16 protein-coding genes are annotated in these 22,665 nt (G+C 72.6%); 2 read left to right on the top strand and 14 right to left on the bottom strand.

Translation table 11 applies throughout. The features are described 5' to 3' along the window. Positions 1 to 53 precede the first annotated feature (53 nt). The 4 genes from ACIP82_RS25965 to ACIP82_RS25950 form a co-directional block, all read right to left on the bottom strand. Positions 54 to 1,052 carry an ABC transporter ATP-binding protein gene (locus tag ACIP82_RS25965; RefSeq protein ID WP_363607331.1) on the bottom strand — a complete coding sequence of 333 codons (999 nt, stop codon included), beginning with the start codon at positions 1,050 to 1,052 and terminating at the stop codon, positions 54 to 56. 84 nt (positions 1,053 to 1,136) lie between these two features. Beyond that, the gene (locus ACIP82_RS25960; protein WP_363607330.1) at positions 1,137 to 2,354 is read right to left on the bottom strand and encodes an NYN domain-containing protein; all 1,218 of its coding nucleotides are present in this window, start codon (positions 2,352 to 2,354) and stop codon (positions 1,137 to 1,139) included. A 253-nt stretch (positions 2,355 to 2,607) separates the two neighbouring features. Next, on the bottom strand, positions 2,608 to 3,636 hold the full coding sequence (locus tag ACIP82_RS25955; RefSeq protein WP_400656653.1) for an aspartate-semialdehyde dehydrogenase: 1,029 nt from the start codon (positions 3,634 to 3,636) through the stop codon (positions 2,608 to 2,610). Positions 3,637 to 3,746: 110 nt separating this feature from the next. After that, positions 3,747 to 4,676, bottom strand: a complete 930-nt coding sequence (locus ACIP82_RS25950) for a dihydrodipicolinate synthase family protein (RefSeq protein WP_400656651.1) — start codon at positions 4,674 to 4,676, stop codon at positions 3,747 to 3,749. 51 nt (positions 4,677 to 4,727) lie between these two features. Here ACIP82_RS25950 and ACIP82_RS25945 point away from each other — a divergent pair, with 51 nt between their 5' ends. Next, positions 4,728 to 5,615, top strand: coding sequence for a LysR substrate-binding domain-containing protein (locus ACIP82_RS25945; RefSeq protein WP_400656649.1), 888 nt, complete (start codon positions 4,728 to 4,730; stop codon positions 5,613 to 5,615). A gap of 30 nt (positions 5,616 to 5,645) precedes the next feature. Here ACIP82_RS25945 and dnaE read toward each other — a convergent pair whose 3' ends face one another. From dnaE to ACIP82_RS25900, 9 genes are all read right to left on the bottom strand, one after another. Beyond that, positions 5,646 to 9,179: a DNA polymerase III subunit alpha gene (gene dnaE / locus ACIP82_RS25940; RefSeq protein WP_400656647.1), complete on the bottom strand. Its 3,534-nt coding sequence runs from the start codon at positions 9,177 to 9,179 to the stop codon at positions 5,646 to 5,648. Positions 9,180 to 9,319: 140 nt separating this feature from the next. Next, a complete protein-coding gene (locus tag ACIP82_RS25935; protein WP_363607326.1) occupies positions 9,320 to 10,141 on the bottom strand; it encodes a hypothetical protein in 822 nt (273 codons plus the stop codon). Between the two features lie 19 nt (positions 10,142 to 10,160). Beyond that, positions 10,161 to 10,763 (bottom strand): dienelactone hydrolase family protein, encoded by a 603-nt coding sequence (locus ACIP82_RS25930; protein WP_400656645.1) that lies wholly within the window; start codon positions 10,761 to 10,763, stop codon positions 10,161 to 10,163. A gap of 61 nt (positions 10,764 to 10,824) precedes the next feature. Further along, positions 10,825 to 11,727 carry an ABC transporter permease gene (locus ACIP82_RS25925; protein WP_363607324.1) on the bottom strand — a complete coding sequence of 301 codons (903 nt, stop codon included), beginning with the start codon at positions 11,725 to 11,727 and terminating at the stop codon, positions 10,825 to 10,827. Further along, complete coding sequence (locus tag ACIP82_RS25920; RefSeq protein ID WP_400656641.1) at positions 11,724 to 14,576, bottom strand: alpha/beta fold hydrolase; 2,853 nt, start codon at positions 14,574 to 14,576, stop codon at positions 11,724 to 11,726. The genes ACIP82_RS25925 and ACIP82_RS25920 overlap by 4 nt, the downstream gene beginning before the upstream one ends. Positions 14,577 to 14,696: 120 nt before the next feature. After that, on the bottom strand, positions 14,697 to 15,167 hold the full coding sequence (locus ACIP82_RS25915) for a GNAT family N-acetyltransferase (RefSeq protein WP_400656639.1): 471 nt from the start codon (positions 15,165 to 15,167) through the stop codon (positions 14,697 to 14,699). Between the two features lie 11 nt (positions 15,168 to 15,178). Next, entirely contained in the window at positions 15,179 to 16,117 is a 939-nt protein-coding gene (locus ACIP82_RS25910; protein WP_363607321.1) for an RluA family pseudouridine synthase, read from the bottom strand. Between the two features lie 32 nt (positions 16,118 to 16,149). Next, complete coding sequence (gene lspA / locus ACIP82_RS25905; protein ID WP_363607320.1) at positions 16,150 to 16,749, bottom strand: signal peptidase II; 600 nt, start codon at positions 16,747 to 16,749, stop codon at positions 16,150 to 16,152. A gap of 171 nt (positions 16,750 to 16,920) precedes the next feature. Next, positions 16,921 to 17,427, bottom strand: coding sequence for a TraR/DksA family transcriptional regulator (locus ACIP82_RS25900; protein ID WP_363607319.1), 507 nt, complete (start codon positions 17,425 to 17,427; stop codon positions 16,921 to 16,923). A gap of 600 nt (positions 17,428 to 18,027) precedes the next feature. Here ACIP82_RS25900 and ileS point away from each other — a divergent pair. Next, positions 18,028 to 21,156 (top strand): isoleucine--tRNA ligase, encoded by a 3,129-nt coding sequence (gene ileS, locus ACIP82_RS25895; RefSeq protein ID WP_400656634.1) that lies wholly within the window; start codon positions 18,028 to 18,030, stop codon positions 21,154 to 21,156. 154 nt (positions 21,157 to 21,310) lie between these two features. Here the strand turns inward: ileS and ACIP82_RS25890 are convergent, their stop codons facing one another. Next, the gene (locus tag ACIP82_RS25890) at positions 21,311 to 22,660 is read right to left on the bottom strand and encodes a DivIVA domain-containing protein (RefSeq protein ID WP_363607317.1); all 1,350 of its coding nucleotides are present in this window, start codon (positions 22,658 to 22,660) and stop codon (positions 21,311 to 21,313) included. Between the last annotated feature and the right edge of the window lie 5 nt (positions 22,661 to 22,665).

The following is a 22,665-nucleotide window of genomic DNA, read 5'->3' as shown; positions in this document are numbered from 1 at the left end:
GCGGCCATCTCCCCACACGCCGCCGGTGGCGCACCGGCGGCTCTCTCGCAGCATCACTTGGCCAGTCCTCCGTGGCGGCCGCCCAGCTTGAGGTAGGCGTCCTCAAGGCTCGGGGTGGCCAGGGTGAAGTCGTCCAGGGCGGCGAAGGCGGGGCCGGTGGTGACGGCCGCGACCAGTTCGCGGGCCTGCTCGGGGCTGGTGCGCACGGTCCAGCGGCGGCCGGTGCGCTCGGCCCGCTCGGCGAGGGCCGCGACGGCGGGCACGTCCAGCGGGGCCTCCGTCCGCCAGACCAGGTCCAGCCGGACGTCGCCGTCGACGAGTGCCTTGAGTCCGCCCGGGGTGTCGCAGGCGATGACCCGGCCCTCGTCCATCACCGCGACCCGGTCCAGGACGGTCTCCGCCTCGATCACGTTGTGGGTGACCAGCAGCACCGTCGTGCCGCGCTCGGCCCGGCGCCGGTCGACGGCGCTCCAGACGGAGCGGCGGGCGACCGGGTCCATGCCGGTGGTCGGCTCGTCCAGCACGAGCAGCGGCCGCTCCCCCACCAGCGTGGCGGCGAAGCAGGCGAGCCGGCGCTGCCCGCCGGACAGCTTGGCCAGCGGCCGGTGGGCGAGCGGTTCGAGGGCGAGCTCGGTGAGCACCTCGGCGGTCTCGGCGCGGGCGTGCGCCCGGCTGAGCCCGCGCAGCCGGCCGGTGGTCTCGGCGGCGAGCGCGACGGTCAGCTCGTCCAGCGCGGTGGACTCCTGACCCAGGTAGCCGAGCAGCCGGGCGGCCCGCTCGGGGTGGCGGACCACGTCGTGGCCGAGGAGTTCGATCGAGCCCGAGTCCGGGCGCAGCAGCCCGGTGAGCTGGCGGACCAGGGTGGACTTGCCGGCCCCGTTGGGCCCCAGCAGCCCGAAGATCTCGCCCCGCCGGACGGTCAGGCCGACGCCGTCATTGGCCCGGACCTCGGTGGCGGCGCCGCCGCGCCCGGCGCGGTACGTCTTGACCAGGTCCCGTACGGCACAGCACGGCGAGGTCTCCCGGGGTGCCCGCCTGGCCGTCTCACTCACGAGCGAAGACTCTACGCGGTGGAGCGCCCGAACCCGACGACGGGTCCTGATCACCGGAGGCGGGGCGGCCGTCCCTAGCCGTCCCTAGTCGTCCGCGACCAGGTCGCCGCCGGGGACGCGGGCGGCCAGTTCCTTCCAGAAGCCGGCCCGGATCGCGTACCGGTCGTGCTCGTCGATCTGGTCGTCCTTGTGCGCGAGCAGGCCGAAACGGGCGGCGTAGCGCAGCAGTTCGCCGTCCACCCGGTGCGGGATGCGCGGATAGTCGGGCCAGAGCACGGTGAGCCGTTCGACGTCGCCGAGCCGCTCGGTCCAGCGGCGGGCGAAGACCTGGCCGACCTCGTGGGCGTCGCCGCCGACGGAGGTGATGTCCTCCTCGCGGTCGGCCCAGCGCTGTTCGGAGGTGGTGAGCTGGGCGAGGGTGGGCAGGCCGTCGCCCGCGGTGACGGCGGGTTCGGCGGTGGGCCGCTCGACCCAGCCCCGGTCGGAGGACCAGCGCAGCACCGGGCCGGTCTGGCTCGCCAGGGTCGCGGTCTGGGCGGGGGCCGCCCGCCCGGCGAGGTCCTTGGGGGTCGGGACGACCTTGAGGGCGGTGGCGGCCGGCTGCGCGTGCCCGTTCGCCGCGGGGACGGCCGCGACGGCGGGCTCGGGCAGGGCGGCGGGCCGCACGCCGGGCACCGGGGCGGCCGCGGGCGGGGCGGCGAGGATCTTGGCGATCTCGTGGCGCGGCCCCGGGGCGGGGAAGACGGCCGCGCTCTCGCGCGGGCTGAACGAGCCCTCGATCCACTCGCGGTCCAGCACCCGGCGTTCGTCGGCCTCGCCGACCAGGTCCTCGGACTGGTTGAAGTCCCCGTCGGCGGCCTGGAGCGCCCACAGGTGGACGACCACGCCGTGCTCCTTGGCGGACATCATGCCCGGCAGCAGGTCGCCGTCGCCGGTGATCAGCACGACGTCGGCGCAGGCCCGGTTGCGGGCGAGTTCGGAGAGTTCGGCGTGCATGGCGGCGTCCACGCCCTTCTGCACCCAGCGGCCCTCGGCGCGGGTGAGGGCGCCGAGCCGGACGGTCACCCTGGGCAGCACCCTGAGCCGGCGGTGCTCGGGCATCGGGCGGCGGTCGGGGGCGGCGTCGAACCAGTAGATCCGCAGCAGCGGCAGGCCGGTCTCGGCCTCGGCCCGCTCACGCAGTGCGGTGATCAGCGCGGTGTGGTCGACCGTCACCCGGGAGCGGGACGCGTCCCCGGCGAGGAGGCTGGCGGCGGCGCCCAGCAGGTATCCGGCATCCACCAGGACGACACAGCGATCCATCGCGCACCTCTTTTCGCTCGCCCTCGGGTCAGGCCGCCGGGGGATCGGCGGTACGGGGTGGGCACGACCGGCCCGGCGCCGCGGCGGCGGCGGGGGTGAGGGGGGTGCCCGCAGCCGCCCGATCGTTGGGTCACCTTTACCCCTGGTTCGCGCGCCGAACCTCGGCGGATGTCGCGGTCCCGCAACAGGCGTCCCAACGAAACGCAAAGCGGGCCCCGTCCAACGACGGGGCCCGCCAGGGGTTACGGGGGCGTCAGCCCCGCAGCTCGGCGGCGACCAGCTCGGCCAGCTGGACGGCGTTGAGCGCGGCACCCTTGCGCAGGTTGTCGTTGGAGACGAACAGCGACAGCCCGTGCTCCACCGTCTCGTCCACCCGGATGCGGCCGACGTAGCTCGGGTCCTGGCCGGCGGCCTGGAGCGGGGTGGGGATGTCGCTCAGCTCGACGCCGGGGGCGGCGGCCAGCAGCTCGACCGCGCGCTCGACGCCGATCGGGCGCTCGAAGCGGGCGTTGATCTGCAGCGAGTGGCCGGAGAAGACCGGGACGCGCACGCAGGTGCCGGCGACCTTGAGCTCCGGGATGCCGAGGATCTTGCGGCTCTCGTTGCGGAGCTTCTGCTCCTCGTCGGTCTCGTTGGAGCCGTCGTCGACGACGGAGCCGGCCAACGGCAGCACGTTGAAGGCGATCGGCCGGGCGTACACCTTGGGCGCGGGGAACTCGACGGCCGAGCCGTCGTGGGCCAGCGCGGCGGCGCCGTCCACGACCTTGGCGGCCTGCTCCTGGAGCTCGGCCACACCGGCCACGCCGCTGCCGGAGACGGCCTGGTAGGTGGAGACGACCAGGGCGGCGAGGCCGGCCTCCTCGTGCAGCGGGCGCAGCACCGGCATCGCGGCCATGGTGGTGCAGTTCGGGTTGGCGATGATGCCCTTGGGGCGGTCGGCGATCGCCTCGGGGTTGACCTCGGAGACGACCAGCGGGACCTCGGGGTCGCGGCGCCAGACGGAGGAGTTGTCGATCACGACCGCACCGGCCGCGGCGGCCTTGGGGGCGAGGGCCTTGGAGGTGGAGCCCCCGGCCGAGAAGATCACGATGTCCAGGCCGGTGTAGTCGGCCGTGGCCGCGTCCTCGACGGTGACCTCGGTGCCCTGCCAGGGCAGGGTGCGCCCGGCCGAACGGGCCGAGGCGAACAGCCGCAGCTGCTCCACCGGGAAGTTGCGCTCCGCAAGGATCTCGCGGACGACGCCGCCGACCTGGCCGGTGGCACCGACAATGCCGATCTTCATTCCGACTACTCCTCTTTGATGTCGCTGTTCACAGCCGCACTCTGCCCATCATGCCTTGTCACGGGGGTGGGGCGACCTGTCATTCCACGGTGTGAGAGGGCGGACCAGCCCTAGTGGTCCAGACCACTGGCGAACTCCGGACCAGTAACGAGGTCCAGCGCCGCCGCGACCTCCGCCGCGCCGGCCGGCAGCAGCGGCAGCCGCACGTCCGGGGTGGGGATCCGCCCCTGGGCGTGCAGCACCCCCTTGACCACGGCCGGGTTGGGCGCGGCGAAGACGGCACCCGCCAGCGCGGCGAGCCGGTGGCCCAGCGCCCGGGCCCGCGGCACGTCCCCGTCCTCCCAGGCGGCGGCCAGTTCGGCGAACCGGGCGGTGGCCAGCTGGGCGGAGGCCAGGATGCCGCCGGCCGCGCCGAGCGCCAGCATCGGCGAGAGGAAGGCGTCCTCCCCGGTCAGCACCGCGAAGCCGGCCGGTGCGGCGGCGAGCAGCTCCACGGCGTCCTGATCGAGCCCGCCGGTCGCGTACTTGACGCCCACCACGCCCGGTACGGCGGCGAGCCGGAGCAGCGCGGCGGCGGAGAGCGCCTGCCCGGTGCGGTAGGGGATGTGGTAGACGACCAGCGGCAGCGGGCTCACCTCGGCGAGCCGGCGGAAGTGCTCGACCGTCCCGGCCTCGCCGGGCCGCAGGAAGGCGGGGACGGTGACCAGCGCCGCCGCGGCCTGCGGCACCTGCTTGCCGAGGACGGCCAGTGCCTCCCCGACGCTCCGGGTGTCGCCGCCGTGGGCGCCGACCACCAGCTGCCCGCCGCGCTCGGCGCAGGCCGCCGCGCAGACCTCGACCACCGCCTGCCGCTCCGGCGCGCTCAGCGCGGCGGGCTCGCCGGTGGTGCCGAGCGCGACCAGGCCGGCCGCGCCGTCGTCGAGCACCGAGCGGGCGAGGCGGTCGAGTGCGTCCAGGGCCACCGAACCGTCCTCGGCGAACGGGGTGACCAGCGGGACGTGGATGCCCTTGAGTTCCATGACCACGATCCTGCGATCCATCGATCCCCCAGGTCCAGTTCAGATTTCCGAGGCTTCTCGTAAGCTGATCCGATGCTCGATGTACGACGCCTGCGTCTGCTGCGCGAACTGGCCCATCTCGGCACCATCGCCGCCGTCGCCGAGGCGCTGTCGTTCAGCCCTTCGGCGGTCTCCCAGCAGTTGTCCGTGCTGGAGAAGGAGGCCGGTGTCCCGCTGCTGGAGCGCACCGGGCGGCGGGTCGCCCTGACGCCCGCCGGGTGGAACCTGGTCCGGCACGCCGAGGCGGTGCTGGCCCGGCTGGAACAGGCCGGCGCCGAACTCGCCCACGCCAGGCAGGGGCTGGCCGGTCCGCTGCGGATCGGCACCTACCCCTCGGCGGCCCGCGCGATCATCCCGGCGGTGCTGGCCGAGCTGGCGGCCTGGCACCCCGGCCTGGAGCCGATAGTGACGGAGGTGGACCCGGCGGGCGTGGCGGCGGCGCTGCGCGCGGGCGAGCTGGACGTGGCGCTGGTGCACGAGTACGACCTGGTGCCGGCCGAACCGGAGCCGGGCCTGGCGCTCACCCGGCCGGTGTTCACCGAGCCGATGTACCTGGCGGCCCGCGCGGCGGGCACGGTCGCCGAGCAGCGTGCCGCCCCGTGGATCATGGCGCCGCCGGGCACGCTCTGCCACGGCATGGCCGTCCGGGCCTGCGAGGGCGCCGGCTTCACGCCCAGGATCCGGCATCAGATCGACGACTTCACCACCGTGCTGGCCCTGGTGGCGGCCGGTCAGGGGGTGGCGCTGGTGCCACAGCTGGGCGCCGCGCAGCCACCGCCGGGCGTGGTGCTCACCCGGCTGCCGATGTACCGGCGCACCCGGGCCGCCTTCCGCGCGGGCGCGGGCTCGCACCCGGCGATCTCGGCCTTCGTCTCGGCCCTGCACACGGCCGTCCCGCCGGGCCTCGGCGGCGGGTCGTGAGTCCTCGACGACCCGCCGCCGCGGCCTGGTTCAGCTGGCCAGGCAGCTCGGCCCGAGCAGCTGCTTGAGGTCCCCGAACAGCGCCGGGTCGGACTTCACCCGGTGCCGGTCGAGCCGCAGCACGGTGGTGCGCCGGTGACCCTCCAGCCGCAGCCGGACCTCGGTGGTGCCCTTGTGGTGGGTCAGCACCTCGCCGAGCCGGGCGACCAGCGGCGGGGTGATCCTCACGCTGGGGATGTTGATGATGATCGGCGCCTCGGCGTGCGCGTTGGAGAGGTCCGGGACGGACAGCTCCATCCCCATCAGCCGTGGCACGTCCTCCCGCTTGTCGAGCTTGCCGCGGACGAACACCACGGTGTCCTCGACGAGTTGGGAGGAGACCAGCTGGTAGCTGGCGGGGAAGAACATGCAGTCGATGGAGCCGGCCAGGTCCTCCACGGTGGCGATCGCCCACGCGTTGCCCTGCTTGGTCATCTTCCGCTGGAGGCCCGAGATGATGCCGCCGATGGTGATGATGGTGCCGTCCGGCCGATCGGCGAGGTCGGCCACCGCGCAGTCCGCCTTGTCGGCGAGCACGTGCTCGATGCCGTGCAGCGGGTGCGAGGAGACGTACAGGCCGAGCATCTCCCGCTCCTGGGTGAGCAGGAAGGACTTCTCCCACTCCTCCTCGGAGAAGACCACGTCCAGCCCGAAGCTCGGCTCGTCGCTCACCGTGTCGCCGCCGAAGAGGTCGAACTGCCCCTCGGCCTCCTTGCGCTTGACCCCGACGACGTTGTCGATCATCGGCTCGAACTGCGCGGTCAGGCCCTTTCGGGTGTGCCCGAGCGAGTCGAACGCGCCCGCCTTGATGAGGGATTCGACGGTCCGCTTGTTGCAGACCACCGACTCGACCTTGTCCAGGAAGTCGGGGAAGGAGCTGAACTTCCCCTTGGTCTTCCGGGTGCGGATCATCGAGTCCACCACCGGCCCGCCGACGTTGCGGATGGCCGTCAGACCGAACCGCACCAGCTCGTCACCGTGCGGGGTGAAGTCCGAGTCCGACTCGTTGACGTCCGGCGGGAGCACCTGGATGCCCATCTTGCGGCACTCGTTGAGGTACACCGCCGACTTGTCCTTGTCGTCCTTGACGGACGTGAGCAGGCCGGACATGTACTCGGCCGGGTAGTTGGCCTTGAGGTACGCCGTCCAGTACGAGACCAGCCCGTACCCGGCGGTGTGCGCTTTGTTGAACGCGTAGCCGGAGAAGGGGACGAGCACGTCCCAGACCGCCTGGATCGCCGCGTCGGAGTAGCCGTGCTCGCGGCAGCCCTTCTGGAACGGGACGAACTCCGCCTCCAGGATCTCCTTCTTCTTCTTGCCCATCGCGCGGCGCAGCAGGTCGGCCTGGCCGAGCGAGTAGCCGGCCAGGATCTGCGCGGCCTTCTGCACCTGCTCCTGGTAGACGATCAGGCCGTAGGTCGGCTTGAGGATCTCCTCCAGGGGCTTCTCCAGCTCCGGGTGGATCGGGGTGATCTCCTGCTGGCCGTTCTTGCGCAGCGCGTAGTTGGTGTGCGAGTTGACGCCCATCGGGCCCGGTCGGTACAGCGCGAGAACGGCGGAGATGTCCTCGAAGTTGTCGGGCTTCATCAGGCGCAGCAGCGAACGCATCGGCCCGCCGTCGAGCTGGAAGACGCCGAGCGTGTCACCGCGGGCGAGCAGTTCGTAGGTCGGCTTGTCGTCGAGGGGCAGATCAAGCAGGTTGATCTTGATGCCCTTGTTCTTCTCGATCGCCTTGACGGCGTCGTCCATGATCGTCAGGTTGCGCAGGCCGAGGAAGTCCATCTTGAGAAGGCCGAGGCCCTCACAGGTGGGGTAGTCGAACTGCGTGATGGTGACGCCGTCGGTGTGCCGGGTCCAGACCGGGATGTGGTCGGTCAGCGGCTCGGCGGACATGATGACACCGGCCGCGTGCACACCGGGCTGGCGGATCAGGCCCTCGATACCGCGCGCGGTATCGATCACCTTGCGGACGTCCGGGTCGGTCTCGTACAGCCCGCGGATCTCGCCGGCCTCGCTGTACCGCGGGTGCGAGGAGTCGGTGATGCCCGACAGCGGGATGCCCTTGCCCATGACGTCCGGCGGCATCGCCTTGGTGATCCGGTCGCCCATCGCGTACGGGTAGCCGAGGACCCGCGAGGAGTCCTTGATGGCGGCCTTCGCCTTGATGGTGCCGTACGTGACGATCATGGCGACCTTGTCGGAGCCCCACTTCTCCGTCACGTACCGGATCACGTCACCGCGCCGGCGCTCGTCGAAGTCGATGTCGACATCGGGCATGGAGATGCGCTCGGGGTTGAGGAAGCGCTCGAAGATCAGACCGTGCGGGATGGGGTCGAGGTCGGTGATGCCCATCGCGTAGGCGACCAGCGAACCGGCCGCCGAGCCACGGCCGGGGCCCACCGCGATGCCCTGCTCCTTGGCCCACATGATGAAGTCGGCGACCACGAGGAAGTACGCCGGGAACCCCATCTGGATGATGGTGTCCATCTCGTACTCGGCGAGCTTCTTGTGCTCCTCGTCGTACCCGTTCGGGAAGCGCCAGTCCATGCCCTTCCACACCTGGGACTTGAAGAAGTCCGCCTCGGACTCGAAGCCCTCCGGGATCGGGAAGCGCGGCATGAGGTTCTTGAACTCGAACATGCCGGCGGTGTCGACCCGGGAGGCGACCAGCAGCTGGCTGTTCCGGCAGCCCTCCTGCCAGGCGTCCGAGGAGTCCAGCGCGTACATCTCGGCGGCCGACTTGATGTAGTAGCCGGTGCCGTCGAAGCGGAAGCGGTCCGGGTCCGAGAGGTTCTTGCCGGTCTGCACGCAGAGCAGCAGGTCGTGGGCGCCGGCGTCGCCCTCGGTGGTGTAGTGCGAGTCGTTGGTGACCACCGGCGGGATGTTCAGCTTCTTGCTGATCTCGATCAGCCCGTCGCGGACCCGCTTCTCGATGTCCAGGCCGTGGTCCATCAGCTCCAGGAAGTAGTTCTCCTTGCCGAAGATCTCCTGGTAGTCGGCGGCCGACTTCAGCGCCTCGTCGAACTGCCCGAGCCGCAGCCGGGTCTGCACCTCGCCGGAGGGACAGCCGGTGGTGGCCATCAGGCCGGCCGCGTGCTCGGAGATGATCTCCTTGTCCATCCGGGGCCACTTCACCAGCCAGCCCTCGGCGTAGGAGCGCGAGGTCAGCTTGAAGAGGTTGTGCAGCCCCTGCTTGTTGCGGGCCCAGATGGTCTTGTGGGTGTAGGCACCGGACGCCGAGACGTCGTCCCGCTTCTGGTGCGGCTGCCCCCACAGGATGCGCTTGGTGTTGGAGCGCGAATCCGGCGCGACGTACGCCTCGATGCCGATCACCGGCGTGATCCCGGCGGCCGTGGCCTGCTTGTGGAACTCCGCGGCGCCGTACATGTTGCCGTGGTCGGTCATCGCGACATGGGTCTGCCCCAGCCGTTCGACTTCCTTGAACAACTGCTTCAGCCGGGCGGCACCGTCCAGCATCGAGTACTCGGTGTGGACGTGCAGATGCGCGTACGGCTGATCGCTCACGGCGGGGCCTCCGGAGGCTCGTGCTGTCTGGTTGGCCGGCGAACGCGCAGGTCACAGCGGATGATCACGCCACGCTGAAACAACTGAGGCCCGAGCCTGCACCAGCGCCCGGACCGACCTCACACGTTCACCCCCCTACTCTAGCCCCCCGCAAACACCGCCAGCCGCACCCGCGCGGCCGCCCGCACCGCGGCCTCCTCCATCGGATCGTCGCGCAGATACGCCAGCCGCTCACGCACCACCGGCCCGTCCGGCGCCCGCTCCACGCCCAGCAGCCGGGCGCTCTCCTCGCAGTCCCAGAGACACTCCGCGTACGCGTCGGCCAGCCCGGCCGGGCCGATCGCGGCCAGCGCCTCCAGGTACGCGGTCCGCTCGTACGAGTGCGGCGTCCAGAGCCAGAACCGGCGCAGCAGCGACACCGCCCCACCCGCCCCGGCCCCGAACCTCGCCAGCCCGAGCGCCGTACCGTCCGGGCCGCACCACTGCCGCTCCACCCAGCACCGTTCGAGCTCCGCCACCAGCGCCGGCACCCCGGGGTCGAGGTCGGGCCCAGGGTCGGGCCGGTGGTCGCCCCGTGGCGGTGCTTGCGGACCGAGGCCGTGCCCGCCCTCCCGGACGTGCTCGCGCAGCGCCTCCCGGGCCTGCGCCGAGCCGCCGAGCGCCAGCAGCTCCAGCACCCGGGTGGCCCGCTCGCAGGTGTCCCGGTCCGCCGTCAGCAGCGCGGTCACCGGTTCCGGGGACAGTCCCAGGTCCCGGATCAGCCGGGCCAGGTACAGGTGCCGGCTGTCCGCCTGGCCGTCCCACCGCCAGTCCCACCGGACGCAGCCGTACACCAGCCCGGCGGCGGCCGACGGATCCTCCGCGGCCATCCGGGCGCCCAGCCCCCGGCCGCGCTGGAGCAGCCCGGGCAGCGTCCCGGCCGGCGCGTAGTCGAGTCCGCACCGCGCCCTGTCGCCTGTCACCACTCCCCCGCCCCGGCCCTCAGCCGTCCAGCTCGGCCAGGAAGTCCAGCGCGACGGCCCAGGTCCGCTCGGCGGCCTCGGCGTCGTAGTCGGCCAGGTCGGGGTCGGTGAAGAGGTGCCCGGCACCCCGGTAGCGGTGGATCTCGACGTCCGCGCCGGCCTTGCGCATCCGCAGGTACCAGGCGTTCAGCCAGTCCTCGGTCTCGAACGGGTCGGGCTCGGCCACGTGCAGCTGGACCGGGATCGAGGTGGCCGCGTCCTCCCGCAGGTCGGAGGTGCCGTGCAGAAGCAGCAGCCCGCACGCCTGCTCGTCGGCGAGGGCGAGGTTCTGGGCGAGCGAGCCGCCGAGCGAGAAGCCCGCGTAGACCAGGCCCTCGGCGACCGGGGCCTCGCCGTTGACCGGGGTGAGCAGCGGGGCGGCGGCGCCGACGGCCCGGCGCAGCAGCTCGTCGCTGCCGACCTCCTCCTTGTACGCCATGCCCGCCTCGACGTCGTCGAAGGTCCGGCCGTCGAAGAGGTCGGGGGTGTGCACGGTGTGCCCGGCGGCGCGCAGCCGGTCGGCGGCGGCGTGGACGGCGGGGCGCAGCCCGTAGACGGAGTGGAAGAGGACGATCTGGGCCACGGTTCGGCTTCCTTAGAGCTTCAGGTCAGGACCTCCATGATCCCGCACCCCGCGCTGCCCGCTACGACACCACGTCCTTGCGGGCGAAGCCGCGGAACGCCAGCGCCAGCAGCACCGCCGCGTACGACAGCGAGAGCGAGACGCCCTGGATCATGCCGCCCCACTCCAACTGCGGCTGCAGGGCGTCCGCCCAGGCGTACTGCCAGTGGGCGGGCAGCCACTCCCGCAGGTCCCCGAGCGCGGTGACGGCGTCCAGCACCCCGGTGACGATCGAGGCGAACACCGCCCCGCCGACCGCGCCCAGCGGCGCGTCGGTCGCGGTGGAGAGCCAGAACGCCAGCGCGGCGATCACGACCTCGCTCAGCAGGACGAAGGCCACCGCGATCGCCAGCCGGGGCAGCGCCTCCCCCGCCGGGAGGCTCACCCCGGCGGGCAGCTTGAGGTCGCCCCAGCCGTACGCGGCGGTGCCGACCAGCAGCCCGATCGCCGGCAGCAGCACCACGGCCGCCGCCGAGAACGCCAGCCCCACCGCGAACTTGCGGGCCAGCAGCCGGGCCCGGGGCACCGGCGCGGCCAGCAGGTACCGCAGCGAGGACCAGCTCGCCTCGGAGGCCACGGTGTCCCCGCAGAACAGCGCGACCGGGATCACCAGCAGGAAGCCGGTGCCCATGAAGAGCATCGTGGTCGCGAAGTTGGGCCCGGAGGCGGTGGCCAGTTCGATGAAGGTGGTCCGGTCGGTACGGCCGGGGGTGCCGCCGATCTGGAACGCCGCCAGGATGACGAACGGCATCGCGGCCAGCACCCCGCCGATCACCAGGGTGCGCCGGCGCCGCAGTTGGCGCATGGCCTCGATCCGCAGCGGCAGCGTCCGCCCGGCCCGGTAACCGGGCGCGTGGTCCGGCGACACCCCTCCGGACCGGGTGGCCCCCGGCGAAACACCATCCGGCGAAACAACGGCGGTCATGCCGCACCTCCGATCAGCGACAGGAACGCGTCCTCCAGCCGGCGGTGCGGCCCGGCCCGTTCCACCGGCACACCCAACCGCACCAGCTCGGCGATCAGCCGGCCGGCCGCCATGCCGTCCAGCCGCACCAGCAGCCCGCCCTCGACCGCCTCCGCCGAGCCGACACCGGCCAGCGCGCCCGTCTTCTCGGCGGCCACCGCCAGCTCGTCCGGCCCGTACGAGGCGGGCGTGCCGACCAGTAGCAGCTCGCCCCCGCCGACGATCTCGGCGACGGCACCGGTGGTGACCAGCCGGCCCCGGTCCATCACCACCAGGTCGGTGCAGCTCTGCTCCACCTCCGCCAGCAGATGGCTGGAGACGATGACGGTCCGTCCTGCGGCCGCGTAGCGGATCATCACCTCGCGCATCTCGCGGATCTGCGGCGGGTCGAGCCCGTTGGTCGGCTCGTCCAGGATCAGCAGGTCCGGCAGGCCGAGCATGGCCTGGGCGATGGCGAGGCGCTGGCGCATGCCCTGCGAGTAGGTGCGCACCGCGCGGTCCAGCGCCTCGCCGAGTCCGGCGATGGCGAGCGCCTCGTCCAGGTGGGCGTCCTCGTCCGGGCGGCCGGTGGCCTGCCAGTAGAGCCGCAGGTTGGCCCGGCCGCTGAGGTGCGGCAGGAAGCCCGCGCCCTCGACGAAGGCGCCGACCCGGGAGAGCACCGGCGCACCGGGGCGCACCAGGTGGCCGAAGATCCTGATCTCGCCCTCGTCCGGCCGGATCAGACCCATCAGCATCCGCAGCGTGGTGGTCTTGCCTGCGCCGTTGGGCCCGAGCAGGCCCAGCACCTGGCCCTGCTCGACCCGGAAGCCCAGCTCCCGGACGGCGTACCGGTCGGTGGATCCCCGGTAGCGCTTGCTGAGGCCGGTGATCTGCAGCGGCACCCCGGCCAGCGCCGGGTCGTAGGCCGGTGCCCGGCCCGCGCGGCGGCGCCGCCGCAGCCGGGGCGCCAGGAGCAGCGCGGCCGCCGCGGCGACGGCCACCAGCGGCAGTACCCAGGTCCGCACGGGCAGCGGCGCGGCCTCGGTGACCAGGCCGTCGACGGTCGGCGCGGTGAGCGCCCCGGCCATCGCGACCCGGTAGGTGGCGGGCTCGGCCGGCGAGGCGTAGGCGAGGTCGGTGCTGGCCAGCACGAGCCGCAGCCGGTGTCCGGCGGCGAAGGTGTGGTCGACGGCGGGCAGCGCGACGGTGACGGTCCGGCCACCGGCCGCGTCCGCGCCGGTGACCCGCAGCGGGGCGACCAGCTGCTGCGGCAGGCTCGCCTTGCCGTCCGGGCCGACGTCGTACAGCTTCGCGAAGAGCACCGCGTCCGGCCGGTCCGCCTGCACCCGGACGGCGACGGTGGGCTGCCCGGTCAGGTGCAGCGGGCCGTCCAGCGGCGCGGATTCGAAGGAGGCGTGCTGCCCGGGGAAGTCCAGGGAGAGCCCGGCGCCCAGCGCGGCGGCCTGGCCGAGCGCGCCGATGCCGGGCAGTGAGGAGATGTTGGGCGGGGCGCCGCCGGGCGGGTTGGCGAAGGTCTGCTCGGCGCCGGCCGGTCCGCCGGTCAGCTCGACGTCGCGCGAGCCGGTCCCGGCCAGGCCGGGGTAGGCGTCGGCGGAGGCGCCGCGCAGCACGGCCTGGAAGCCGGTGGAGTCGACGCCGCCGGTGCGGGTGACCCGGAAGGCGGGCCCGGTGCCGGCGCCCGCGTCCTTGGGGTCGTCACCTTTCAGGCTGCCGCTCTTCGAGCTGCCACCCTTCAAGAAGTGATCGAACCAGGCGCCGACCCGGTCGTCCACCCGCGCGCTGGTGTCGGTGCCGCCGTCGTGGCCGCCGGCGAACCAGTCCACCGCCACCGGCGCGCCGTTGGCGGCGACGGCCCGGGCGATGGCGTCGCCCTGGTCGAGCGGGAACAGTGAGTCCTGCTGGCCCTGGACGACCAGGGTGGGCGCCTTGAGCTGCCCGGCCACCGAGGAGGGGCTGGAGCGGTCCAGCAGCGCCACGGCCTCGGGGTCGGCGTGCCCGGTGGTGGCGACCCGGTCGTACATCTGGCAGAGCGTGTCGAGGAACCGCCCGCAACCGACCGGCGCGTCCTCGGCTGCCCCCGGCCCGGAGGTGGCGCGCGGCGCGCCGCCCGAGGGGCCGAGGTCCCCGGCCGAACCGGTGGTGAAGAAGATCCCGGCCCAGAGCTTCTTGAACACCCCGTCGACGGCGCCGGAGCCCCGCACCCCCTGCGGGAACAGCGCGTCGGCCAGGTTCCACCAGGTGATCTGGCTGGCCACGGCGTCGATGCGGTGGTCGTACGCGGAGCCGAGCAGTGCCACCGCGCCGCCGTACGAGGCGCCGGTGATGCCGACCCTCGGGTCTCCGGGGGCGTCCTGCTGCACCTCGGGCCGCTGGGCGAGCCAGTCGACCAGGTGCCTGACGTCCTCCACCTCGCGGTCGGGTGCGTTGAGGCCGATCTTCCCGCCGGAGTGGCCGAAGCCGCGCGCCGACCAGGTCAGCACCGCGTAGCCCTGCCGGGCGAGCTGCTGGGCGCGCTCGCGCTCGCCCTCCTTGGAGCCGCCGAAGCCGTGGGCGAGCAGGATCGCCGGCCGGGGGTCGGATCCGGTGGTGAAGTACGAGGTGTCGAGCTGGATCTGCCGGCTGCTGCCAGGGGTCTCCGGCATGCTGAGGAAACGATCCTCCTGCCGGACCGCCTGTTCCCCGCCGGCTGCCACGGCCACCGCCGTCCCGACTCCGGCCACCGCCACCAGGGCCACGGCACCGGCCAGCACCCTCCGTCCGGCCGCCGTCCCGCGGCCGCGCCACCGGCGCCATGCGCCACCGAGCTCCATGGTCGGTGATCGTATCCGCCGGGCGGGTAGGCGTCCGGTAAAGCCGCTGGAGAGACCCGCGACCCGCCCCACTGGACGACCCAGCCCTCCCCCGCGCACGGGAGAGGGCTCACAGGACGGTCAGAGCACCCGGGTCATGGTCCGGTGCGGAATCCCCGCGTCGTCGTAGACCGGGCCCTCGGCGGTGTAACCGAGCCGCTCGTAGAAGCCCAGCGCCTGGACCTGCGCGTGCAGCTCGACCTCGCGGGCACCGCGCCCACGCCCGGCCGCCTCCACCGCGCGCACCAGCCCGGCGCCCAGCCCGGTCCCGCGCGCCGCGCGCACCACCGCGAGCCGGCCGAGCAGCACCCGGCCCTCGATCCCGTCGGTGAGCCCGCGCGCCTGCTCGCCGTGGATCAGCCGGGCGGTGCCGAGCGGCTGGTCCTCCGGACCGACCGCGAGCAGGTGCTCGGAGGTGGCGTCGAGGTCGTCGTACTCCAGCGCCTCCGGCACGCCCTGCTCGACGATGAACACCTCGCGCCGCACCGCGCGGACCAGCGCCAGGTCGTCCGCGCTCCCGGCGACCCTGATCCGTACCGCGAAAGCGCTCATCCCGCCGTCCCTCAGCTCTCGGAGGAGATGATGTCGAGCGCCTTGCGCAGGTCCGCCGGGTACTCGCTGGAGAACTGCACCCACTCGCCGTCCGCCGGGTGCTCGAAGCCGAGCGAGACCGCGTGCAGCCACTGCCGGGTCAGCCCGAGCCGCTTGGCCAGCGTCGGGTCGGCGCCGTAGGTCAGGTCGCCCACGCAGGGGTGGCGCAGCGCCGACATGTGCACCCGGATCTGGTGGGTACGGCCGGTCTCCAGCTTGATGTCCAGCAGCGAGGCGGCGCGGTAGGCCTCGATCAGGTCGTAGTGGGTGACGGACGCCTTGCCGTCCTTGGTCACCGCCCACTTCCAGTCCGAGCTGGGGTGACGCCCGATCGGCGCGTCCACCGTGCCGCTCATCGGGTCCGGGTGGCCCTGCACCAGCGTGTGGTACTTCTTCTCGGTCACCCGGTCGTGGAACTGCCGCTTGAGGTCGGTGTAGGCGCGCTCGGACTTGGCGACCACCATCAGGCCGGAGGTGCCGACGTCGAGGCGGTGCACGACGCCCTGGCGCTCGGCGGCGCCCGAGGTGGAGATCCGGTAGCCCGCCGCGGCGAGGCCGCCGATCACGGTCGGGCCGGTCCAGCCGGGGCTGGGGTGCGCGGCGACGCCGACCGGCTTGTCGACGAGCACGATGTCCTCGTCGTCGTGGACGATGTGCATGCCCTCGACGTGCTCGGCGACGATCCGCACCGGCGCGGCGGGGGCGGGGATCTCGACCTCCAGCCAGGAGCCTGCGGTCACCCGGTCCGACTTTCCGGCCACGGCGCCGTCGAGCGTCACCTTGCCCTCGGCGGCCAACTCGGCGGCCTTGGTCCGGGAGAAGCCGAACATCCGGGCGAGGGCGGCGTCGAGACGCTCACCCTCCAGGCCGTCGGGTACGGGAAGGCTGCGGATCTGCGCTGCGGTACTCACCCGTACGAGTATGCCGGACGCGGAGCCCGCCCCTACTCGCTCTTGTCCGCCTGCTGGTGGACGGTGCCGTCCGGGTTGCTGCCGCGGAAGGAGAGCAGGACGACCAGGATGCCGCCGCAGACGATCGCCGAGTCGGCGAGGTTGAAGACCGCGAAGTGCTGTACCGAGATGAAGTCGACCACGTGGCCGCGGAAGACGCCCGGCGAGCGGAACAGCCGGTCGGTGAGGTTGCCGAGCGCCCCGCCGAGCAGCAGCCCGAGCGCGATCGCCCAGGGCAGGCTGTAGAGCTTGCGGGCGATCCGCCAGATCACCACGATGACGGACGAGGCGATCATGGTGAAGACGACGGTCAGGGCCTGGCCCATGCCGAACGCGGCGCCGGAGTTGCGGATCACCTGGAAGGTCACCACGTCGCCGATCACCTTGATCGCCGCGTGGTTCTCCAGCCGGGCCACCACCAGCAGCTTGCTGCCGAGGTCGATCAGGAAGGCGAACAGTGCGATCACCAGCAGCACGCCGATCCGCCGGCGCCCCTTCGGCGTCGTCTCCTCGGCCGGTGCGGCCACCTCGCCGGGCTCGGCCACGGCCTCCTCCACAGCGTCGGCGGGAGTCGGGACGGACTCGTCCCGCATCTGGGGGGAACCTTGCGTACTGATGATCCGCTCCGCTGCCGATGGAGGTCCCCCCGGACCGAAAGGCGGGGGGAGAGTGGGCCGGTGATCGCCGACCGGGACGAGTCGGGCGACGTTACGGGGTTGAGCGTACGGCAAGCCCGCACGCCCTCGCCGCCCCGGTCGGCCCGATCAGCGACGCTCCTGCTTGGCCTTGCACTGGACGCAGAGCGTGGCCCGGGGGAAGGCCTGCATCCGGGCCTTGCCGATGGCCTGGCCGCAGGACTCGCAGACGCCGAAACCGACGGTCTCCAGGCGGGCCAGGGCGTGTTCGGTCTGGGCGAGGCTGTCGCGGGCGTTGTTGGCCAAGGCCAGCTCGCTCTCCCGCGAGATGTTCTTCGTACCGGCGTCCACCTGGTCGTCACCGGCTCCGTCGTTGGAGTCACGCATCAGCCCGGAGATGGTGGCCTCGGAGGCGTCGATCTCGTTCTGCAGCCGCTCCAGGTCGCTGATCAGCTCGGCGTGCAGCTCGCGCACCTCCTCCCCGGTCCACGGCTCCTCGCCCGGACGGACGGGCAGCTCGGCCGGGTCCACCGACTCGGCGCCCCCGCGGGCGCCGGGGGCGGCCGGCGTCCGGGTGCGGCCGGCGGCGACGCGAGCGGTGTCGTTACTGGTCTTGTGCCGTGCGGTAGTGGTCACGGTCCCCTCCCCTGGATCGCCTGCCACAGCCTTGCGCGCCCGCTTGGTGGCGGTACCCGCGACGGTTGTCTTCTCAGCCATGGCTTCGACCCCATCTACGAACGAATCGAGCCGCCGGTTCCCGGCGGCCTCCAGTGCCGGAACGATAATCCCCATCAAAACCGGTCACAACATGACATACCGGCACCTCACCATGTTCCCACCCAGGCAGCCGCCCCAGCCGCCACGCCCCGCACGCTGACCAGATGTGTGCCCAGAACACCCCCGCCTAACCACCCCTCGCGCGCCGGACAAACCGACTTGCGACGGCCGATACACTGGGCCTGCAAGGCGCAGATGGGACGAGTACCGACGTACGCAGCCACCAGCGACCCGGGGACGGTGCGAGCCCGGGGGTGTGCACGACGGGAAGATCACCCCGGAGCCGCCGGAAGAACGGCCAGCGACGCAGGTCGCAGCGGCCCACTAGACCCGGCAGCAAGCCCAAACAAGAGGGCCGCAGTCAGCACCGCGGCCAAGGAGGGTGGTACCGCGGGGCGGCATGCCGTCTCGTCCCTCCGTCGGATCCCGTCCATGTCCGCCGGAGGTATGACACCCGCGATGAGCTCCTACAACTCCGTCCCCGCGCAGGTCGACCTGCCCGCCCTCGAACACCAGATCCTGTCCTTCTGGCAGGACAACAAGATCTTCCAGCGCAGCCTGGAGCAGTCCGAGGGCCGCCCCGAGTGGGTGTTCTACGAGGGCCCGCCGACCGCCAACGGCATGCCCGGCGCCCACCACATCGAGGCCCGCGTCTTCAAGGACGTCTTCCCGCGTTACCGGACGATGAAGGGCTACCACGTCGCCCGCAAGGCCGGCTGGGACTGCCACGGCCTCCCGGTCGAGCTGGCCGTCGAGAAGGAGCTGGGCTTCTCCGGCAAGCAGGACATCGAGGCGTACGGCATCGCCGAGTTCAACGCCAGGTGCCGTGAGTCGGTGACCCGCCACACCGACGCCTTCACCGAGCTCACCACCCGTATGGGCTACTGGGTGGACCTCGACGAGGCCTACCGGACGATGGACCCGTCCTATGTCCAGTCCGTCTGGTGGTCGCTCAAGCAGATCTTCGACAAGGGCCTGCTGGTCCAGGACCACCGGGTCGCCCCCTGGTGCCCGCGCTGCGGCACCGGCCTGTCCGACCACGAGCTGGCCCAGGGCTACGAGACCGTGGTCGACCCCTCGGTCTTCGTCCGCTTCCCGCTGACCAGCGGCCCGCTGGCCGGCGAGGCCGCGCTGCTGGTCTGGACGACCACCCCGTGGACCCTGGTCTCCAACACCGCCGCCGCCGTCCACCCCGGCGTCACCTACGTCGTGGCCACCGACGGCACCGAGAAGCTGGTGGTCGCCGAGCCGCTGCTGGCCAAGGCGCTCGGCGAGGGCTGGGAGGCCACCGGCCAGTCCTTCACCGGCGCCGAAATGGAGCGCTGGGCCTACCGGCGCCCGTTCGACCTGGTCGAGATCGAGAACGCGCACTACGTCCTCAACGCCGACTACGTCACCACCGAGGACGGCACCGGTATCGTCCACCAGTCCCCCGCCTTCGGCGCGGACGACCTGGCGACCTGCCGCCGCTACGGCCTGCCGGTGGTCAACCCGGTGCTCGCCGACGGCACCTTCGCGCCCCAGGTCCCGCTGATCGGCGGCCAGTTCTTCAAGAAGGCCGACGAGGCCCTGGTCCAGGACCTCGACGAGCGCGGCCTGCTCTTCCGCCACCTGCCGTACGAGCACAGCTACCCGCACTGCTGGCGCTGCCACACCGCGCTGCTCTACTACGCGCAGCCCTCCTGGTACATCCGGACCACCGCCGTCAAGGACGCGATGATCCGTGAGAACGAGGCCACCAACTGGTACCCGGAGACGGTCAAGCACGGCCGCTTCGGCGACTGGCTGAACAACAACATCGACTGGGCGCTCAGCCGCAACCGCTACTGGGGCACCCCGCTGCCGATCTGGCGCTGCGAGGAGGGCCACCTGACCTGCGTCGGCTCGCTGGCCGAGCTGTCCACGCTCACCGGCACCGACCAGAGCGACCTCGACCCGCACCGCCCGTACATCGACGACGTCGCCTTCGCCTGCCGCGAGTGCGGCGGCACCGCCACCCGGGTGCCCGAGGTGATCGACGCCTGGTACGACTCGGGCTCCATGCCCTTCGCCCAGTACGGCTACCCGTACCAGAACAAGGAGCTGTTCGAGAAGCGCTACCCGGCGCAGTTCATCTCGGAGGCGATCGACCAGACCCGCGGCTGGTTCTACACGCTGATGGCCGTCGGCACCCTGGTCTTCGACAGGAGCAGCTACGAGAACGTCGTCTGCCTGGGCCACATCCTGGCCGAGGACGGCCGCAAGATGTCCAAGCACCTGGGCAACATCCTGCAGCCGATCCCGCTGATGGACCAGCACGGCGCGGACGCGGTGCGCTGGTTCATGGCGGCCGGCGGCTCGCCCTGGTCGGCCCGCCGGGTCGGCCACGGCACCATCCAGGAGGTGGTCCGCAAGACCCTCCTCACCTACTGGAACACCGTCGCCTTCCAGGCCCTGTACGCCCGCACCTCCGGCTGGGCCCCCTCGGCGAACGACCCGGCCCCGGCCGACCGCCCCCAGCTGGACCGCTGGGTGCTCTCCGAGCTGAACACCCTGGTCCGCGAGGTCGACGCGGCCTTCGAGGCGTACGACACCCAGCGGGCCGGCAAGCTGCTCTCCGGCTTCGTCGACGACCTGTCCAACTGGTACGTCCGCCGCGGCCGCCGCCGCTTCTGGCAGGGCGACGCCGCCGCACTCGCCACCCTGCACGAGGCGCTGGAGACGGTCACCCGGCTGATGGCCCCGCTGACCCCGTTCATCACCGAGCGGGTCTGGCAGGACCTGGTCGTCCCGGTCGCCCCGGACGCCCCGGCCTCGGTCCACCTGGCCGCCTGGCCGGAGGCCGACGAGTCGCTGGTCGACGCCGACCTCTCGCGCCACATGGCGCTGGTCCGCCGGCTGGTCGAGCTCGGCCGGGCCACCCGCGCCGAGTCCGGTGTGAAGACCCGCCAGCCGCTCTCCCGGGCGCTGATCGCCGCCCAGGGCTGGGAGGAACTGCCGGCCGACCTGCGCGCGCAGATCGCCGAGGAGCTCAACGTCGCCACCCTGGAGTCCCTGGCGGAGGTGGGAAGTTCGCTGGTCGACACCACCGCCAAGGCCAACTTCCGCGCGCTGGGCAAGCGTTTCGGCAAGGGCGTGCAGGACGTGGCCAAGGCCGTCGCCGCCGCCGACGCCGCCCGGCTGGCCACCGAACTGCGGGCCGACGGCAGCACCGGCGTCGAGCTGAACGGCGAGACCGTCACGCTGAGCCCGGACGAGGTGATCATCACCGAGACCCCGCGCGAGGGCTGGGCGGTCGCCAACGAGTCCGGCGCCACCGTCGCGCTCGACCTGGCCATCACCCCGGAGCTCAAGCGCCTCGGCGTCGCCCGCGACGCGATCCGCCAGATCCAGGAGGCCCGGAAGAACTCCGGCCTGGACGTGGCCGACCGGATCGTGCTCCGCTGGCGGGCCACCGACGAGGAGACCGCCGAGGCGATCGCCGAGCACGGCCCGCTGGTCGCCGAGGAGGTGCTGGCCACCGACTTCGCGGCCGGCGCCGCCGACTGGGAGTCGGAGACCTTCTCCGACGACTCCCTCGGCCTCGCCTTCCAGCTCCGCAAGGCCTGACCGACCGAAGCGGCCGCCGTCTCCCCGGGGAGACGGCGGCCGCTTCGCCGTACCCGCGTCGCGGTCTCGGGACCGCCGTGGAAAACGAGGGCGCCCCCGCCATGACCGCAAGGTCACGGAGGGGGCACCCTCGATGTACTGCCCGGCTACAACCTCAGTTGTCGCCGTCCTCGTCGATCAGGAACCCGCGCATCGGCGCCGGCGCCTGCTGCATCGGCTGCGGAGGCTGCGGCCGGACGGCGGCCATCGGCTGCGTCATTCCGGCCGGCTGCATCTGCGGGGCACCGGAGTTGCCACCGGAGGACTGCCCGCCGAAGCTCGGCGCACCGTTGTTGCCGCCGCCGAAGGAGCTCTGCCCGCCGAACGACGGCTGGTTCCCGCCGAAGGACGGCTGGTTGCCACCGAAGCCCGGCGCACCGCTGCTCATCGCGGACGCACCGGCCGGAGCCATCGACGACGCGGCCGGCGGCAGCGAGGCGGTGGCCGGAATGCGCGGCGGGGCGAGCGAGTCGTCCGCCTGCGACTCCAGCTGGCGCAGCTGGGTCTCCAGGTACGACTTCAGACGCGTCCGGTACTCACGCTCGAACGCCCGCAGGTCCTCGACCTTGCGCTCCAGCGTGGCCCGCGCGGACTCCAGCGAGCCCATCGCGACCCGGTGCTTCTCCTGCGCGTCCCGCTCCAGGGCGTCGGCCTTGGCCCGGGCGTCGCGCTCCAGACCCTCGGCCCGGCTGCGCGCCTCGCCGACGATCTTGTTGGCCTCGGAACGGGCCTCGGAGATCGCCTGGTCGGCGGTCTGCTGAGCGAGCGCCAGAACGCGGGCGGCACTGTCGCCACCGGGCTGCTGCTGTTGCTGCATCGGGCCGCCCATCGGGCCGCCCATCTGCTGCGGGCCGCCCATCGGGCCACCCATCTGCTGCATCTGCTGCTGGCCCATGCCCTGGCCCATCGGGTTGCCCTGGCCGGGGACCTGCTGGCCCATCGGGCCGCCCATCGGCTGGAGCATCTGACCGCCCATCGGCTGGACCAGCTGCTGCTGGCCGCCCATGGTCTGGTTCATCTGCTGCTGCTGGCCGCCCATCTGCTGCGGGCCACCGGGACCGGCCGGGAGCTGCGGGGCACCGGACGGCAGGCCGAGCGGCTGGTTGCCCATCTGCTGCTGCTGCGGGCCACCCATCTGCTGCTGCGGGCCGCCGGGGCCGCCCATCTGCTGCGGACCGGGGCCCTGCTGCTGCCCGGGCACCGGCGGACCGGATATGGCGGCCGGCACGGGCGCACCGGGACGCGAGTCCTGCGGCGGCTCCTTGCGCATGTTGGCCTGGTTCTGCGCGGCGGCACGGGTCGCGGCGGCCAGCTTGGCACGCAGGTCCTCGTTCTCGCGCAGAAGGCGGGTCAGCTCCGCCTCGACCTCGTCGAGGAAGGCATCGACCTCGTCCTCGTCATAGCCTTCGCGCAGGCGGACGGTCGTGAACTGCTTGTTCCGAACGTCCTCGGGGGTCAATGGCATCTCTT

Source organism: Kitasatospora sp. NPDC088548 (genome assembly GCF_044753005.1).
Classification (GTDB): Bacteria; Actinomycetota; Actinomycetes; order Streptomycetales; family Streptomycetaceae; genus Kitasatospora.
This window is presented reverse-complemented; position numbering and strand designations above follow the sequence as displayed.